The 16,087-nt window shown below is 44.8% G+C and carries 13 protein-coding genes; all 13 read right to left on the bottom strand.

The annotated features are described in order from the left end of the window. Positions 1–71: 71 nt before the first annotated feature. Positions 72–2,750, bottom strand: coding sequence for an FtsK/SpoIIIE family DNA translocase (locus AC0VYE_RS15880; RefSeq protein ID WP_475449063.1), 2,679 nt, complete (start codon positions 2,748–2,750; stop codon positions 72–74). Positions 2,751–2,831: 81 nt separating this feature from the next. Next, positions 2,832–3,044 carry a YlzJ-like family protein gene (locus AC0VYE_RS15875; protein ID WP_076269198.1) on the bottom strand — a complete coding sequence of 71 codons (213 nt, stop codon included), beginning with the start codon at positions 3,042–3,044 and terminating at the stop codon, positions 2,832–2,834. After that, a complete protein-coding gene (locus tag AC0VYE_RS15870) occupies positions 3,041–3,778 on the bottom strand; it encodes a ClpP family protease (protein WP_076269378.1) in 738 nt (245 codons plus the stop codon). Before AC0VYE_RS15870 ends, AC0VYE_RS15875 begins: the two co-directional genes overlap by 4 nt. 216 nt (positions 3,779–3,994) lie before the next feature. Next, positions 3,995–5,674: a ribonuclease J gene (locus AC0VYE_RS15865; RefSeq protein WP_053375776.1), complete on the bottom strand. Its 1,680-nt coding sequence runs from the start codon at positions 5,672–5,674 to the stop codon at positions 3,995–3,997. A 432-nt stretch (positions 5,675–6,106) separates the two neighbouring features. Beyond that, entirely contained in the window at positions 6,107–6,982 is an 876-nt protein-coding gene (dapA, locus tag AC0VYE_RS15860; RefSeq protein WP_475449061.1) for a 4-hydroxy-tetrahydrodipicolinate synthase, read from the bottom strand. A 25-nt stretch (positions 6,983–7,007) separates the two neighbouring features. Then, entirely contained in the window at positions 7,008–8,222 is a 1,215-nt protein-coding gene (gene dapG / locus AC0VYE_RS15855; RefSeq protein ID WP_475449059.1) for an aspartate kinase, read from the bottom strand. A 62-nt stretch (positions 8,223–8,284) separates the two neighbouring features. Next, positions 8,285–9,319: an aspartate-semialdehyde dehydrogenase gene (locus tag AC0VYE_RS15850; RefSeq protein WP_475449057.1), complete on the bottom strand. Its 1,035-nt coding sequence runs from the start codon at positions 9,317–9,319 to the stop codon at positions 8,285–8,287. Positions 9,320–9,347: 28 nt separating this feature from the next. After that, the gene (locus AC0VYE_RS15845) at positions 9,348–9,938 is read right to left on the bottom strand and encodes a dipicolinate synthase subunit B (RefSeq protein WP_076269194.1); all 591 of its coding nucleotides are present in this window, start codon (positions 9,936–9,938) and stop codon (positions 9,348–9,350) included. Further along, a complete protein-coding gene (gene dpsA / locus AC0VYE_RS15840; RefSeq protein WP_475449055.1) occupies positions 9,935–10,834 on the bottom strand; it encodes a dipicolinate synthase subunit DpsA in 900 nt (299 codons plus the stop codon). Before dpsA ends, AC0VYE_RS15845 begins: the two co-directional genes overlap by 4 nt. 128 nt (positions 10,835–10,962) lie before the next feature. Continuing rightward, positions 10,963–11,442: a dUTP diphosphatase gene (gene dut, locus AC0VYE_RS15835; RefSeq protein WP_372239008.1), complete on the bottom strand. Its 480-nt coding sequence runs from the start codon at positions 11,440–11,442 to the stop codon at positions 10,963–10,965. Then, a complete protein-coding gene (locus tag AC0VYE_RS15830; RefSeq protein WP_475449052.1) occupies positions 11,387–12,655 on the bottom strand; it encodes a M16 family metallopeptidase in 1,269 nt (422 codons plus the stop codon). The genes dut and AC0VYE_RS15830 overlap by 56 nt, the downstream gene beginning before the upstream one ends. A gap of 123 nt (positions 12,656–12,778) precedes the next feature. Further along, complete coding sequence (locus tag AC0VYE_RS15825) at positions 12,779–13,774, bottom strand: polysaccharide deacetylase family protein (RefSeq protein ID WP_076269190.1); 996 nt, start codon at positions 13,772–13,774, stop codon at positions 12,779–12,781. Between the two features lie 202 nt (positions 13,775–13,976). Beyond that, the gene (gene pnp / locus AC0VYE_RS15820) at positions 13,977–16,076 is read right to left on the bottom strand and encodes a polyribonucleotide nucleotidyltransferase (protein ID WP_475449049.1); all 2,100 of its coding nucleotides are present in this window, start codon (positions 16,074–16,076) and stop codon (positions 13,977–13,979) included. Between the last annotated feature and the right edge of the window lie 11 nt (positions 16,077–16,087).

The following is a 16,087-nucleotide window of genomic DNA, read 5'->3' as shown; positions in this document are numbered from 1 at the left end:
TACCTAACTTTAGTATGAGAAGTTGATCCCACTTCTATGCACTTCGTTCCGTTTTCTGCAAACTTCGGAAATTATGAGCTAGCTCTTCCAGCTTGAAATTGATCGAGTGTAATTAATACTTCCCGCGGCTTACTGCCTTCATAAGGACCAACAATAGAGCGAGCCTCCATTTGGTCGATTAATCTTGCCGCTCTAGTATAGCCAATTCTCATCCGCCGCTGCAGCAAGGAAACAGATGCCTGCTTCGCTTCCAATATCACTTGCACTGCCTGATCATAAAGCTCGTCCAGCATTTCGTTCCCATCCGTTGATTCCTCTTCAACTTCCGGTACAAGATCCTCTTTATACTGCGCTTCGGCTTGACCGCGTGCGTAGTTTACTAATGATTCTACTTCCTGATCGGATAAAAAGGCTCCTTGCACCCTGATCGGCTTCGACATTCCAACTGGCAAGAAAAGCATATCACCGCGACCAAGCAGCTTTTCCGCTCCAACCATATCAAGAATGGTTCGGGAGTCTACCTGAGAAGATACGCCGAAAGCAATGCGGGAAGGAATGTTCGCTTTAATAACGCCCGTAATGACATCGACTGATGGCCGCTGCGTTGCAATGATAAGATGAATGCCAGCTGCACGCGCCATTTGAGCAAGCCTTGCAATGGAGTCCTCTACATCGTTTGCAGCAACCATCATCAAGTCAGCAAGCTCGTCCACAATAACAACGATATAAGGAAGAACAGCTGCAGGATTATCGGCCATTAAATTGTTGTAGCCTTCGATATTGCGAGTTGCGGATTTGGAGAAAAGCTCATAGCGGCTTTCCATCTCAACAACAATTTTCTTTAGAGCCAGAGAAGCACGCTTAGGATTCGTAACAACAGGAGCGAGCAAATGCGGAATCCCATTGTATACGTTCAGCTCAACCATTTTTGGGTCAATCATAAGAAATTTAACCTCGTCTGGCGCAGCCTTATACAAAATACTCGTAATAATGCCGTTAATACAAACGGATTTACCCGAACCTGTAGCACCTGCTACAAGCAAATGGGGCATTTTGGCTAAGTTGCCTACGATCGTCTGTCCCGATATATCTCGGCCGAACGCGATAGACAATTTGGATGCAGCATTTTGAAACGCAGTGGTTTCCATTACCTCGCGCATCGTTACGACGGAGACCTCCATATTTGGTACTTCTATCCCTATGGCTGATTTCCCCGGAATCGGCGCTTCCATCCGAATATCCTTAGCTGCTAGCGCAAGAGCGATATCATCCGTTAAACCAACAATTCGGCTAACCTTAACGCCCGTTGCTGGCTGAACTTCATATCGCGTTACTGCTGGCCCGCGAACAACATCCAGTACCTTGGCACGTACGCCAAAGCTTTCCAGCGTTGCCTCCAGCTTTCGGCGAGAGTCGTACATGTCGGACGCATCTGCATTTTTACTCATTAAATTCGGTTTAGTAAGCAGCGTAAAAGGCGGCAGCAGGTAAGGCTTAGGTGCGTTCTCTTCGGCAATAGGACGTTTCGGAATCGGTTGCTCCACATCTTCCTCATACACAAGCGCTTCTGAAGAATTAGCACCAGCCGCGATTATTTCAGGCTCCAATAGATCCGTATCATCATCCTCAGCCTCTTCCAGAGTATCGTTAAGCAGCTCTGAATCGGCTAATTCCTGAATAGGATTCGTTTGGTTCCATGCTTCATCACGATTAGGTACAAGCGGCTCATGGTCGATTATAAGACCATCACCAGCATTTTCCCATGGCGGCGTGCTGTCATGCTCATGTATATCTGGAGTCAAATCTGTATGTAAATCAGCGCCGGATTTCTCCCAAGGCGGTTCGAAATCATTTTGCCAGGCAGGCTTTGCGCTTGCAAGTGTATCCGTTCCATTTGGCTCGAACACCCATTCATCCTGCGGATGACTGGATATATCAGACTCTTCTTCATCTTGATCCTGTCTCCAAGAGAAAAACAAGGATCTTCTCTTCTTCTTCTTAGGAGGAGCAGCAACATAACTTTCATGATCGTCATCAATTGTTTCATCATCATCATCGAAATCAGCCTGTCCAACGTTGGCACTCGCTTGTGCTGCTGCGGCAGCACGCAGGGAAGCCCTCTTCTCCCATTTAGCTGCAAGCAGCTTGAACATACGATTGCCACGAGTCGTAACCAATCTCCCTAACTCCACATACGACTTACCTGTCATAAGCATGATAGAGATCGCGAACATAACAAACATAATAAGCTTCGCGCCATAATACCCGAACAAAGAGAAAAATAATGAATATTGAATAGCGCCTACAAAACCACCGCTTATTTCTTTGTCTCTGATCGGTAAATCATTTTCGGCCGGTACACTTATTAAAGATAATTTCAAATCGCTGCTAAGCTGATTAAAAATACTCGACCCTGTCAAATCAACCGTAGGGCTCAGCTTTTGATCAATTTCAGATATGGAGCTCATGAGTGTAAACGCCAGCACCATGATAAACAAGCCTGTTCGCTTGTTCGTCCATCCTTTAGGCCAAGCGCGTTTGATCATGACCGCAAGTCCAATGACAATCCCAATTAGTGCTAATACAAAATAAAACTTGCCGAGCACAAGCCCAAACAGCTTGGATAACGAGCGCCCGACAGCCGCCTCTCCAGAGAGGGCAATAATTGAAATTGTAATAAGCAAAATACCATATACTTCATATTTTAAGTTTGTGCCAATTGATTTTTTACGTCTCTTTTTCTTTGCCAAATCCGTCACCTCTGGTAAAAGATTATACCATAGGTGGGCAAATGTTCCTATGAGACATTTGCACGAACATTTGTTTGTTCCTTATTTATAATTCACAATGGTGCCCGGCATTAAATTTGGATTGAGATAATCGTCGAGGCTGCAATCTAATAATCGAATAATTTTCCCCATTCCCGGTGCGATGGGAGTCACCTGCATCTTTACACCATTTGACCATACCTCTTGCGATTGCTCCATTTCGTCATTAAAGCCCTCCAGCACAACCTCAAGAGGCATATTCGTATAAAGTGTCATTGGATATTCACCTCAATTCTGCCGAGCTTGGAAGCCTCAATTCTTCGGTTTAATTCCTTTAACGCCTCACCCAAGCCGCCAACGGCATCAATCAGACCATGCTTGACTGCATCAGATCCAATAACCGTAGTTCCTATATCCCGAGTAAGCTCCCCCGTCTTGAACATGAGCTCTTTAAATGTATGTTCCGTCACGTTCGAGTGCGAAGTTACAAATCGTACGACGCGCTCCTGCATTTTATCCAAATATTCAAAGGTTTGTGGTACACCGATCACTAAACCATTTAGACGAATTGGATGAATCGTCATCGTTGCTGTCTCTGCAATAAATGACATATCGCCAGCTACGGCAATCGGAACACCTATGGAATGTCCTCCGCCAAGCACGAGCGTTACGGTTGGCTTGCTGAGTGATGAAATCATTTCAGCTATTGCGAGTCCTGCCTCAACATCGCCGCCTACAGTATTCAGAACGATAAACACACCTTCAATTTTATGATTTTGTTCAGCTGCTACGAGTTGTGGAATAAGATGCTCATATTTTGTCGTTTTATTTTGCGGAGGCAAAACGAGATGTCCCTCCACTTGCCCAATGATGGTCATACAAAAGATATTGGATTCCGTCAATGCAGGAACCGCTGTCTGACCAAGCTGCTGAATCGTTTCGACAACAGCATTCGTCTTTTTTTTATCGTCTGGAATAGGCTGTTCAGGCTGCTCTGAAGTAAACTGCATGTTTGTGTGACCATTCATTTAAATATCCCCCTCTTATGATGATGCTCGTCATAGTATGAGGTCTGGTCAAAAATTTATACAAAATACAGTCTAGATCTCTTGATTTGACAAACCAAGCAGAAACGGTTTCGGTTTTTACATAAAAAAAGAATCGCTTGTGTCCGCCGCGGCAATTGCGGAAAGGACAAGCGATTCTTTTCATTAATTACTTATATGTTAAACTTCCATAATGATTGGCAAAATCATTGGACGACGACGAGTCTGCTCGTACAAGAAACGACCCAGCGCATCCTTCACATTCGTTTTGAGCGATGCCCATTCATTTACTTTATCATTCATCAAACGTGTAAGCGTCGATGTTACGATGCGATTGGCTTCATCAAGAAGACCTTCGGATTCACGAACATAAACGAAACCGCGAGAAATAATATCTGGACCAGACAAGATCGCGCCATCTTGCTTGCTTAATGTAACAACAACGACCAAAATGCCATCTTGCGACAAAAGCTTGCGATCACGCAATACAATGTTACCAACATCGCCTACGCCCAATCCATCAATCAATACGTTTCCTGCTTGTACTTTCGAGCCTTTGCGGCCGCTGCCGTTCTGGAACTCAACTGTATCACCGTTATCAATAACGAAGATGTTCTCACGCTCAATTCCGATTGCTTCTCCAAGCTTCGCATGCTGACGAAGCATACGATATTCACCGTGGATAGGAATGAAGTATTTTGGCTTAATCAAGTTAAGCATAAGCTTAAGTTCTTCTTGGCTGCCGTGACCAGATACGTGAACGCCTGAAACGGAACCATTTCCGTAAATAACATTTGCACCAAGGCGGAATAATTCATCAACAGTACGACCAACATATCTTTCGTTGCCCGGAATCGGTGTTGCCGCAATAATGACGGTGTCGCCTGGTAAAATATCTACTTTGCGATGTGTCGAACGTGCCATGCGAGTAAGCGCCGACATCGGCTCGCCTTGACTGCCTGTACACAAAATAACAACACGATCAGCAGCTAATTTGTTTACTTCTTCCGGCTCAATAATCATTCCCTCTGGAATATTCAAGTAGCCAAGATCAGAAGCAATACCTACAACGTTAACCATACTGCGGCCAACAACCGCAATTTTACGTTTTGTTGCAATAGCTGCATTTATAATTTGTTGAATCCGGTGTACATTGGAAGCAAAAGTTGCTACGACAACGCGTTGTGATGATTTGCGGAAAATATCCTCTAGATTATCGCCAACTTGTGCTTCAGATGGTGTGTATCCTGGACGTTCAGCATTTGTACTGTCTGACAATAGAGCCAAAACGCCGCGTTTGCCAATCTCAGCGATACGCTGCAAGTCAGCAAATTGCTCATTCACCGGCGTATGGTCAAATTTAAAGTCACCTGTATGAACAACAGTACCTTCCGGTGTATCCAAGCTAACACCTACGGAATCTGGAATACTGTGGTTCGTTCTGAAGAAGGATGCACGAATCGTGCCTAATTGAATTTCGCTATCTGCATTGATGAGAATACGTTTCGTTTCCCCGAGCAAGCCCGCTTCCTTCAATTTTCCTTCGATAAGTCCGAGTGTTAGTTTTGTTGCATATAATGGCACATTTAAGCTTTTTAGTACATAAGGCAAACCGCCAATATGATCCTCGTGACCATGTGTAATAATTATTCCGCGAACTTTGTCGCGATTTTCCGTTAGGTAAGAGATGTCTGGGATAACAATATCGATTCCGAGCATGTCCTCTTCAGGGAACTTAAGTCCTGAGTCAACTACAACGATATCATTGTTATATTGGATGACGTACATGTTTTTCCCGATCTCGCCAACTCCGCCTAGTGCAAAAATGAGCAATTTATCCTGGTTGTTCTTCTTAGACAAGTGTTTTCCTCCTTAAAATTTTGCGAAGCGAAATTCGCTTCGTAATCATTGGGTTAATTTTCGAAGCAAAATAGCTTTGTAAGCATTTTCTTAAATATTTCGAAGCGAACGGCTCCGTAAGCATCTAATTATTATTGCGAAGCTATAATGGCCTCGTAAGATTGTCGTAATATGGAAAAGCAATATTTATTTTGTACGGATCCATAGGTAATTAATGCCGAACATTGTTTACCTATGCGTTGTTATCGTCAGATGCCGCTCTGACGTTAATTTCATTTCCAAATATTTGCCGCACCCAGTCACTTGAAATCATTATACATGAAGAAAAAGCTGGAATACAAGTGAAACACGATATTGCTATTATGCAATATGCTTCCCAAAAAAATAAAACCGATGCTGGATGCACCGGCTGCAATCAACGATTACGTGTATTTACACCAGTAAATTGCGTAAGAATGCGGCCTCAGCCTCGGTCACAGTAACAAGCGGAAGTCTAACTCCTCCAACTGGCAAACCTTTTAAGCCAAGTGCAAATTTCACGGCCACAGGATTAGGTACAGGATGAGGACAATAGAATAAACCTCTGAAAATTGGATGTAAAATACCATTTATTCGAGCAGCTTCCTGAACGTTTCCGTTCACATAGGCTTCGATTAATTGTTTCATTTGCGCGCCAACGACATGTCCCGCAACGCTAACGATTCCGTAAGCTCCAATAGCTAAAGCAGGCAGTGTAGCACTGTCGTCCCCGCTGTATACTTTAAAACCTACAGGAGCACCACTAATAATTTGAGTTAATTGATCTGTTGAAGCACAATCTTTTGTCGCCACAACATTGTCGATTTGTGCTAAGCGAAGCGTCGTTTCGACAGAGATGTTGACTCCCGTACGACCTTCCACATTATACAAAAGAATAGGCAATTTTGTTGCTTCAGCAATAGCCTTAAAGTGCTGATAAAGTCCTTCTTGACTAGGACGGTTATAATATGGAGCTACAAGCAAAATGCCATCAACGCCAGCTGCTTCTGCGTCTTTTGTCAGATGGATGGAATGGGCTGTGTTGTTGCTGCCCGTACCAGCAATGATTTTGCAACGACCATTCGCATGCTTAACAGCGAATCGGAACAGTTCCAGTTTTTCTTCATCGGAGAGCGTCGGTGATTCGCCAGTCGTACCTGAAACGACAAGACTATCGCTTTGCTGCTCCTCAATCAAATAATCAATTAATTTTGCTGTCGTTTCCCAATCAATATGACCGTCCGCATCAAATGGGGTTACCATTGCGGTAATTAGTCTTCCAAATTCCATCTGAATTCCTCCCAAAAAAGTTGCTCTATCGATGAAGCTCGAACTTCGCGTGCAGAGAACGAAGTGCCTCTACCATATCCGCTTCACGTACGAGCACCCATATCGTTGTATTAGAATCAGCCGATTGCATGATTGAAATGCCCTGCTCCGTCAGCGCTTCCACGATACGCGCCATAACGCCTGGCTCTCCATTCATACCACCGCCGATGACGGATACTTTAGCACAGCCTTTAATAGCTGAAGGTGCAAAGCCGCATTCCTTCAGTACATCAACTGCACGTTTAGCATCATGATCAAATACGGTATAAACTGCACCGCTTGGCGTTACATTAATAAAATCAACACTAATATGATGCTTAGCCATAGATTGAAACACTTGCAGCTGCACATCATTTCGGCCTTCAATAGCCTTTACTGATATTTGAGTAATCCCTGATGCATGGGCAATTCCTGTAACATGACGATCCTTAACCGCCAGCTCAGCCTTAAGCTCAGCTGAATCAGTTACTAATGTGCCTGTTTCATTTGAGAAGGTAGAACGAACGCGGAGCGGTATACGAGCCTGCTGAGCAATCTCAACGGCACGAGGATGGATAACCTTAGCTCCTTGCCTTGCCATGTTGCATATTTCAGCATAGCTTACGACAGGAAGCGGTTTCGCCTCCTCGACTAATCTAGGGTCCGCCGTTAAAATTCCGTTAACATCCGTATAAATATCGACCATTTCAGCGCGCAGCGCAGCACCTAATGCTGTAGCTGAAGTATCGCTTCCGCCGCGGCCAAGTGTTGTCGTATCTCCTAATGCTGTGCTTCCTTGAAAACCTGTTACGATTACTACGGTTCCTTCACGTAAATGATGAAGCACCTTATCTGGCCGAATCTCTTTGATTCGGGCTTGCCCATACTGCTCGTCAGTAATCATGCCCGCCTGTCCTCCGGTTAGGACAACGGAAGGAATGCCTCTCGCAATGAGCAAGCTGCATAAAGCGGCTGCGGAAATAATTTCTCCGCAGCCTAGCAGCATATCTCGCTCACGCGCTGGCAGCCTGTCGCCATTATCACGTATAACCTGAAGCAAGGTATCCGTTGCGTAAGGATCTCCCTTACGCCCCATAGCAGAAACGACTACGACTACAGCAAAGCCACTGCTGCGTTCTCTGGTAATATGACTAATTACGTGTTCTCTGGCATGATCGGTAGAAAGAGAGGTGCCCCCGAATTTTTGAATCAGGATGCGCATATTATAATCCTCCATGATCGATCCAGGGAAGAAGCAAGCTTTACTACCTTTTACTTAATATATTAACCTCTTGCGATATGTTCAGCGATTTGAACAGCATTCCATGCTGCTCCTTTGAGCAGGTTATCGGAGACGATCCACATATTAAGTCCGCGATCCGAACCAAGATCACGTCTCAAGCGACCAACAAATACATCCGGCTTACCGGCGGCATCAGTCGCAAGCGGGTATTGCTGATTAGCAGGATCATCAACGAGCGTAACGCCCGGTGCATCTGCAAGCAGCTGCTTAACCTCTTCCAAATCGTAGTCGTTTTTGAGCTCAACATATAAAGATTCCGAGTGACCGTAAACGACAGGAATTCGCACGCATGTAGCTGTAACCTGAATAGACTCGTCACCCATAATTTTTTTCGTTTCGCGAACCATCTTCATTTCCTCAAGCGTATAACCATTCTCTTGAAACTTATCAATTTGCGGAATCGCATTAAATGCAATTTGATGCTTAACCGGCAATGCGCCTACGGGAAGAATAGCTGGGTTTATCTTTTCACCTTGAAGTGAAGCTGCAGTTTGACGAAGCATCTCGTCAATGGCAAGATTTCCAGCACCAGATACCGCTTGATAAGTGGAAACGATAATACGCGAAATGCCAAAACGGTCTTGTAGCGGTTTAAGAGCTACTACCATTTGAATGGTCGAGCAGTTCGGATTAGCGATTATGCCCTTATGCTCGCTAACCTTCTCAATATTAACCTCAGGAACGACAAGCGGTGTGTTTTCGTCCATGCGGTATGCATTCGTGTTATCAATACATACTGCACCATGTTTAACTGCATGTGGAGCCAATGCTTTAGTAACATCGCCTCCTGCACTAAACAATGCGATGTCGATACCTTCGAAGCTTTCCGGTTTTGCTTCTTCAACCGTAAGCTCCTGATCATTAAATGTAATTTTTGTGCCGGCTGAACGAGCAGACGACAACAGCTTAAGCTTTCGGATCGGGAAGTTTCTGGAAGCAAGTAATTTCAGTATTTGTTCTCCTACTGCGCCTGTTGCACCAACAACTGCAACGTTAAACAATCTCTGATACGACATCTGTTGTCGTCTCCCCTCTATCCGTGTGTCATGAATGACGTTCGACAAGCAGAGGCTGCAGCTGTTTGCCAGAGAGGGCAGCTTCGCATGCTTCCAAGACCAAATCCATTCTGGCAACAAGCGAATTAGGCTTCTGCACCGGGTTATCTTGGCCGAACGGTACAAAATAAATATGTTTAGCCACTAATAGCTTCGCTATGTTAGCGGCATTTAAACCAAGTCCATCATTTGTCGAAATAGCAAGAACCAGCGGACGGCCGTTGCGCATTTGGGCTTTAGCAGCCATAAGTACTGCGCTGTCGGTTATCGCATTTGCAAGTCGGCTTGTCGTATTTCCTGTGCAAGGTGCTATGACGAGAACGTCCAGCAGCTTAGAAGGCCCAAGTGGCTCCGCCTGCACAATGGTCGAAATAAGTTCATTTCCGGTAATCGCTTTTAACTGTGTTTGCCAATCCTCGGACTTTCCAAATCTAGTGTCCGTTGTCATAAGTGTATTCGAAACGATCGGCACCACATTGGCCCCCGCATCGACGAACCGCTTAATTTCAGGCATAACTTCAGCAAACGTACAATGTGAGCCTGACAACGCATAACCCACCGTAATTCCAGACCAATTCATATCCCATTCCCCCGCTTAATCGTATCGTCCAAAATCAACTGAGATAAGCAATCCGCTATGATACGTCCAGCTGTTTTCGGTGCGACGATACCGGGTAGTCCGGGTGCGAGCATCGCTTTAATGCCACGCTTCTCAGCGAAGCGGAAATCTGTCCCGCCAGGCTTCGATGCGAGGTCAATAATGACGGCTCGCGAAGGTAAATTTGCGATAATTTGTGCTGTGACTATCATAGTCGGAATTGTATTAAAAAGCAAGTCAATATTGCTCACATGATGCAATAAACCACTGATGTAGAAAGGCTCAAAACCCATCTCTGCCGCTCTTGCGAACTGCTCTGAACGCCTTACACCGACCTTCACTTTGGACCCCAAACCTTGGAGTGTTCGTGCCATTGTAAAGCCTGTTCTACCGAAACCAAGCACCATAGAAGAAGACCCATGAATCGTAATATCCGTATTCTGAATGGCCATCATTAAGGCGCCTTCCGCTGTCGGAATTGAATTGTATATGGCAACATCATCACGATCAAACAGCTCAACGAGCGACAGTGAATACTGCTCGCATAGCTGACGCAAATAAGGCTTCGCCATTCCTGTATATACAGTGCAATGATTTGGCAGCTTGGCAAAATGGCTGTCTGCCAGCTGCATTTGTCGGTCACTAAAAACACTCTGGATGATCCCTTGATCATCAGTGCCTACGGCAGGCAATAACAACGCATCGACGGATTCAAAAAGCTGTTCCTCGAACTCCGCCTGTACCGCCCCGTCGAGTGACGAATGCAAGCCGTCAAAACCCGAAACTGTGACAGCAGCATCAAGCTCAGTCAGCTTTCGAATTACCTCCAGCTGCCTTGCATCACCACCAAGCAGCAACACTTGAACGCCTGTTAGCATTAAGCTTCACTCCTTTCTTGCTAATAGCTCTAGATCATCTTATGCTTGCGCCCAGAGCGGGGTGAAAAAGAAAAAAAGATCGGGCATATGCCCGATCTTCTTAATACTAATTTATGAATTCAAATCGCTTAAACGCCAGTATGTCCAAACCCGCCGGCACCTCTTACGGTGTCAGACAGCTCGTCAGCTTCTATAATCGTAACTGCCGGCACGAGTTGGAATACCATTTGAGCTATTCTTTCCCCGCGCGTAATTGTAAACGGCTGATCGCCTAAATTGACGAGCAGTACTTTCACTTCTCCTCGGTAGTCCGCATCAATCGTTCCTGGTGAATTCAAGCAAGTAATGCCATGCTTATACGCAAGGCCGCTGCGCGGTCTAATTTGCGCCTCAAGCTCCCCGGGCATTGCCATTGCAAAGCCGGTAGGAATAAGCTTACGCTCGCCAGGCTGCAATACAACAGGCTCTCCTACAGAAGCTTGCAGATCAAAGCCAGCTGCCCATTCGGACATTTTTTTCGGTATGGCTATATCTTCATTTCCTTCTAATCGTTTAAACTGAACTTGATACAAATTGATCCCTCCTGAGCTCTGCTGCTGCTTTATCATTCGTTCCGACCATTGCAACGGAGAAAGGAGCAGCCAACATACGCTTCGTAACATCAACTACATCTGACATCTGCACCGAATCGATACGCTTCAACAGCTCATCAAGCGTGTAATGATGACCGAGCATCAACTCGTTTTTGCCCAATCGATTCATTCTGCTGCTCGTGCTCTCCAAGCTCAAAATCAAGCTGCCCTTCAATTGCTCCTTGCCGCGGTGCAGTTCATCCTCGCCTAATCCTTTTACAGACAGCTCGTTCATCTGCTCCATCGTTAAATCAAGCACTTCCTTCGTTTGCTTAGGCGCCGTTCCAGCATATAAAGTAAACAAGCCAGTATCCGCATAGGAAGTGTGATAGGAATAGACAGAATACGCGAGTCCGCGCTTCTCTCTTATTTCTTGGAACAGCCTCGAGCTCATTCCGCCCCCTATCGCATTGTTAAGAAGAATCATGGCATATAAATTTGAATCGGTAATCGAGCAACCTGGGAAAGAGACACATAAATGGTTTTGCTCTGTTTTCTTTTTGTAAAACAAATAATCGCCATGAAATGAAGGAGGCGTAATGATGGATGAAGCTGGCTTGCTATTCTTAAAGCTTCCAAAATATTGTTCCATTAACGCAAGCAAGCTCTGCTCTTCAACATTGCCCGCAACACTGATTACTACATTCTCAAGTGTATACGTATCATTCATATACCCGCGAAGCGTATCGGAGGTCATGGCAGTCAAACGATCCTCAAGCCCCAGTATTGAATAAGCCAGAGGGTGCTCACCGAATGCTGCGCGAGAAGCTTCGTCATGCACCTTATCATCCGGAGTATCCTCATACATAGATATTTCCTCTAGAATAACATTTTTTTCTTTCGCCAATTCTTCCGGATCAAATTGGGAATTAAAAAACATATCCGAGAGTGCGTCCACAGCAAGCGGCAAATGCTCATCTAGCACTTTGGCAAAATAACACGTATATTCCTTCGAGGTAAACGCATTGACATTTCCGCCTATACCATCGAATAAATCCGCTATGTCCTTTGATGTGCGGCTTTCAGTGCCTTTGAACAGCATGTGTTCAATGAAATGGGAGATGCCGTTATTTTCTGGCGTCTCATTGCGTGAGCCCGTTTTGACCCATATGCCAAACGATACTGATCTTACTGTCGGTATGTATTCAACGACAACACGCAATCCATTGCTAAGTGTGTATTTGTTCATCAGTAGTCCTCCTCATGTTTTGTGCAGCAAAATTATCATTATTATACGTCTCATCATTTTGCCTTACAAAACTGACATCATATACATGTGACTCTAAACATGAATGTTTTTACTATAGCAGAATCAGTCCGCTCCCTCAACTTCAACGGGAATCCGCTTGGAGGAAAGCGTCTCACTAACCGTTCCTATCGCGTAGCCTTTTGATTTAGCTGTAGCAATTATGCCAGGCAGCGCATCTCTTGTTGTGGCTGTAGGATGCATTAATATTAGCGCTCCAGGCTCCAATTTCGCTGCAATTTTGCGCACAACGGCATCTGCCGGCGGTTTCTGCCAATCAACCGTATCAATGGTCCACAGCACCGTTTTTAACCCCTGCTCCTCGGCGATCTGGACAGTAGCTTGATTAAAAGAGCCCGAAGGCGGAGCAAACCATTTGTTGTTTACGTTCAAGCTCGATTTTAATAAAGCTTCGGTTTTGGCTATTTGATTGTACTGCGCTTCCCTGCTAATCGCACTCATATCAGGATGAGTATACGCATGATTAGACATTTCATGTCCTTCAGCTTGTATTTGCTTAGCAACATCAGCGTTTTTACTTAGCCAGCTGCCATCAAGGAAGAAGGTAGCTTTCACCTTTTCACGTTTAAGTGTTTTTAAAATGGAATCTATGTACTCATTGCCCCAAGCGACATTGATCATAAGCGATATCATCTTTTTGTTGGGATTGCCGCGAAAAATCGGATGTGGTCCAAGATCATTAAGACTGATTTCGGGTTCAACCTCTTTATATACATAAGGAATGGTTTGAGAAGGCGGAGCGAGCAATGCAGCTTCGAGCGTTTTATCCACATCGACTTCCAAGCCGTTATACCCTGGAATAGCTCTCCAAACGCGATCAATCCGCGCGTCTACTGGCGCAATGTTCAGCTTATCTGCTTCTTCTGAAATAATGTTCAGCAGCCTCTGCTTCTCCGATTGCGTATAAGAATATTGTGCATAAACCATTTTATTATCATATTTTAAAGAAGAGAGAAATTTTGATATGTCGTCGTTCATACTGACGAATGCAAGCACTAGAAGCATGCTTGCCGCAATTGCAGCTGCTTTTCTAAGCATCATTATTCCCACTCCCATATAAGTCCTCGCACGCTTCCTAAGCTTGACCTTATTTCGGCATGTTAATTCATATGTATGAAAAGTAGGACGAGAATATGCAGCGACTGGGCAAGAGGGTGATCGGATGTCGCTTTAAAAAACAAAAAGAGCCAGATCAAATCTGTCTCTTTTCTTCTTATTTATAGGACCGCCAAGCATTAAAAGCTTATTGCGGCGATGCTTCTGGCGTCATCAAAATTTTGGCAGACAAGTTAATACGGCCTTGTCCGTCAATTTCGGTTACTTTAACTTTGATTTGGTCGCCAATGTTAACGACATCCTCTGTTTTTGCAACACGTTCATTCGACAATTGAGAAATATGGACAAGTCCATCTTTGTTCGGCAAAATTTCAACAAAAGCACCGAACTTCTCAACGCGCTTAACCGTACCCATATAAATTTCACCAACAACCACTTCTTTAACGATACCTTCGATAATCGATTTAGCTTTTTGGTTCATCTCTTCGTTTGAAGAAGCGATAAATACCATTCCGTCTTGCTCGATATCGATTTTCACGCCAGTTTCTTCAATGATTTTGTTGATGATTTTTCCGCCTGCGCCAATAACATCACGGATTTTGTCCGGATTAATGCGAAGCGTCAAAATTTTCGGTGCATACTTCGATAAGTTTGGACGAGTAGTCGGCAAGCTTTCGAGCATTTTACCTAGGATGAAAATACGGCCTTGGCGAGCTTGTTCAAGCGATTGCTCCAAAATAGCGCGGTTGATGCCGGCAATCTTGATATCCATTTGAATAGCTGTAACGCCTTCAGCTGTACCTGCAACTTTAAAGTCCATATCGCCGAGATGATCTTCCATCCCTTGAATATCAGAAAGAATTGCAAAGTGGTCGCCATCTTTAATGAGACCCATAGCAATACCAGCTACTGGCGCTTTGATTGGTACGCCTGCATCCATCATAGCAAGTGTGCTTGCGCAAATGCTTGCTTGTGAAGAAGAACCGTTAGATTCCAAAACTTCCGAAACAAGACGAATCGTGTAAGGGAAATCAGCTTCAGATGGAATAACTTTGGAAAGTGCACGTTCTCCGAGAGCACCATGCCCGATTTCACGACGACCTGGCGGACGAAGCGGTCGAGCTTCACCAACGCTGAACGGCGGGAAGTTGTAGTGATGCATGAAACGTTTTGTTTCTTCAGGCGAAATGCCATCCAAAATTTGAACGTCGCCCATTGCGCCAAGCGTACAAATACTTAGTGCTTGTGTTTGTCCACGAGTAAACAGCCCTGTTCCGTGTGTGCGAGGCAAAATTGCCACATCACAATCGATTGGACGAATTTCATCAAGCGAACGGCCATCTGGACGAACTTTATCATGAGAAATAAGACGACGTACTTCTTCCTTCACGATGTCATAAAGAACTTCTTTAACATCAGAGAGAAGTTCTGGCGTATCGATATATTGCTCTTCAAAGTGAGCAACTGCTGCGCTGTTAACTGCGTCAATTGCTTCTTGACGAGCATGCTTTTCTTCAACCTTAATCGCTTCAACCAAACCAGCAGAAGCATAAGCGCGAACATCAGCATTCACTTGCTCATTTACAGTATGTAGCTTAACTTCCATTTTCGGTTTGCCGGCTACAGCTTGCAGCTCTTCTATTTTTGCAACGATCTTTTTGATTTCGTCATGACCAAACATAATCGCTTCAAGCATTACTGCTTCAGAAACTTCGTTTGCTTCTGCTTCCACCATCATAATCGCATCTTTTGTTCCTGCGACAACTACAAAAATATCCGTTTCTACGCTTTGCTCCACCGTCGGATTAATTATGAATTCGCCATTAACACGACCCACATTTACTCCGCCAATTGGACCGTCAAAAGGAACGTCAGAAATGGATAGTGCAGCAGAAGTACCGATCATAGCCGCAATTTCTGGTGAACAATCTTGATCCACGCTCATTACAATGTTCATAACTTGAACGTCATTCCGGAAGCCTTCAGGGAATAACGGACGAATAGGCCTGTCCGTAAGTCGGCTGGACAAAATCGCCTTCTCGCTTGGACGGCCTTCACGTTTAATGAATCCACCTGGAATTTTACCAACAGCATACAAACGTTCTTCATAGTTAACAGTCAATGGGAAGAAATCCAGATCCTTCGGACCTGCTGAAGCTGTTACCGTACACAATACGACAGTATCACCATACTGAACAGTGACTGCTGCATTCGCCTGCTTCGCAAGGCGGCCGGTTTCAATGGATAGCGGTCTTCCGCCTACCATCATCTCAATTCGTTGTACCATTTTATCCCTCC

This window comes from Pristimantibacillus sp. Z349TD_6 (genome assembly GCF_056173205.1).
Note: the sequence above shows the minus strand (reverse complement) of the source record. Positions and strands in the feature narration are given on the sequence as shown.